The sequence below is a fragment of the Microbulbifer sp. ABF4_148 genome (assembly GCF_056158985.1).
The window spans coordinates 1-2,500 of sequence record NZ_JBSWUI010000001.1 but is presented as its reverse complement, the minus strand read 5'-3'; the positions used below and the strand labels follow the sequence as shown (position 1 = coordinate 2,500).

Below are 2,500 nucleotides of genomic sequence, written 5' to 3'. Positions count from 1 at the left end.
GCCTCGCGTCTCACCCTCGGGGGTAGAGCACTGTTTGGGCTAGGGGGTCATCCCGACTTACCAACCCCATGCAAACTCCGAATACCGAGGAGTGCAATCGCGGGAGACACACGGCGGGTGCTAACGTCCGTCGTGGAAAGGGAAACAACCCAGACCGCCAGCTAAGGTCCCAAATATCAGTTAAGTGGGAAACGATGTGGGAAGGCCCAGACAGCTAGGAGGTTGGCTTAGAAGCAGCCATCCTTTAAAGAAAGCGTAATAGCTCACTAGTCGAGTCGGCCCGCGCGGAAGATATACCGGGGCTCAAACTGATAACCGAAGCTGCGGATGCGTGTTTACACGCATGGTAGAGGAGCGTTCTGTAAGCCGTTGAAGGTGAACTGAGAGGTTTGCTGGAGGTATCAGAAGTGCGAATGCTGACATGAGTAACGATAAGGGGGGTGAAAAACCTCCCCGCCGGAAGACCAAGGGTTCCTGTCCAACGCTAATCGGGACAGGGTTAGTCGGCCCCTAAGGCGAGGGCGAAAGCCGTAGTCGATGGAAAACAGGTTAATATTCCTGTACTCGCTATTACTGCGATGGAGTGACGGAGAAGGCTAGGCCAGCACGGCGATTGGTTGTCCGTGTTTAAGGTTGTAGGCTGGGGACTTAGGCAAATCCGGGTCCCTAAGGCCGAGAGCTGATGACGAGTCTCTTTTTAAGAGGCGAAGTGGTTGATGCCATGCTTCCAGGAAAAACTTCTAAGCTTCAGGTAATAGTGAACCGTACTCTAAACCGACACAGGTGGTCAGGTAGAGAATACCAAGGCGCTTGAGAGAACTCTGGTGAAGGAACTAGGCAAAATGGTACCGTAACTTCGGGAGAAGGTACGCCGGTTTTGGTGATGGGACTTGCTCCCTAAGCTGAGGCCGGTCGAAGTGACCAGGTGGCTGCGACTGTTTATTAAAAACATAGCACTCTGCAAACACGTAAGTGGACGTATAGGGTGTGACGCCTGCCCGGTGCCGGAAGGTTAATTGATGGGGTTAGCTTCGGCGAAGCTCTTGATCGAAGCCCCGGTAAACGGCGGCCGTAACTATAACGGTCCTAAGGTAGCGAAATTCCTTGTCGGGTAAGTTCCGACCTGCACGAATGGCGTAACGATGGCCACGCTGTCTCCACCAGAGACTCAGTGAAATTGAAATCGCTGTTAAGATGCAGTGTACCCGCGGCTAGACGGAAAGACCCCGTGAACCTTTACTACAGCTTTGCACTGAACTTTGAGCCTACTTGTGTAGGATAGGTGGGAGGCTTTGAAGCAGTGACGCTAGTCATTGTGGAGCCGTCCTTGAAATACCACCCTGGTATGTTTGAGGTTCTAACTCAGGTCCGTTATCCGGATCGAGGACAGTGTATGGTGGGTAGTTTGACTGGGGCGGTCTCCTCCCAAAGAGTAACGGAGGAGTACGAAGGTGCACTCAGCATGGTCGGAAATCATGCAATGAGCATAATGGTATAAGTGCGCTTGACTGCGAGACAGACATGTCGAGCAGGTACGAAAGTAGGTCATAGTGATCCGGCGATTCTGTATGGAAGGGTCGTCGCTCAACGGATAAAAGGTACTCCGGGGATAACAGGCTGATACCGCCCAAGAGTTCACATCGACGGCGGTGTTTGGCACCTCGATGTCGGCTCATCACATCCTGGGGCTGAAGCCGGTCCCAAGGGTATGGCTGTTCGCCATTTAAAGTGGTACGCGAGCTGGGTTTAGAACGTCGTGAGACAGTTCGGTCCCTATCTGCCGTGGGCGTTGGAAATTTGAGAAGAGTTGCTCCTAGTACGAGAGGACCGGAGTGAACGAACCTCTGGTGTTCGGGTTGTCACGCCAGTGGCATTGCCCGGTAGCTATGTTCGGACGGGATAACCGCTGAAAGCATCTAAGCGGGAAGCCTCCTTCAAGATAAGATTTCCCTGACTCCTTGAGAGTCCTGAAGGGCCCTGGAAGACTACCAGGTTGATAGGCTGGGTGTGGAAGCGTTGTGAGGCGTTGAGCTAACCAGTACTAATTGCCCGTGCGGCTTGACCATACAACAGAGATGGTTACTAACGATTTGGATTGTGTCCAATCGAGAGACGCGCAAGAAGCTCGAAAGAGCATCGACTTGCGGTGTATTACTACAGAGTGTTTTACCGACTTATTTGGGGTTATCGCCGGTCATTAGACCGAGGCAAACAGCGATAACACGGCAGGCAGAGCCAAGGCTCTTAAGACCGACGCCAACCCAAGCCAGTTTGCCTGACGACCATAGAGTTGTGGAACCACCTGATCCCTTGCCGAACTCAGAAGTGAAACGCAACATCGCCGATGGTAGTGTGGGGATTCCCCATGTGAGAGTAGGTCATCGTCAGGCTTCTAAATAAAAGAAAGGGCCACCCAATCGGGTGGCCCTTTTTTTATTTATCAAACACACAAATGCGTACTGCCGAGCATCGTGAGAGTAGGGTGAGGAGCGGTCGCGCT

The 2,500-nt window shown here is 52.7% G+C and carries 2 rRNA genes (1 of these 2 cut by a window edge); both read left to right on the top strand.

What is annotated here, in order from left to right:
- A 23S ribosomal RNA gene (locus ACXAD0_RS00010) occupies nucleotides 1–2,066 on the top strand; it begins 819 nt to the left of the window's first position.
- 208 nt (nucleotides 2,067–2,274) lie between these two features.
- Nucleotides 2,275–2,390 (top strand): 5S ribosomal RNA (gene rrf / locus ACXAD0_RS00005).
- Nucleotides 2,391–2,500: the final 110 nt, after the last annotated feature.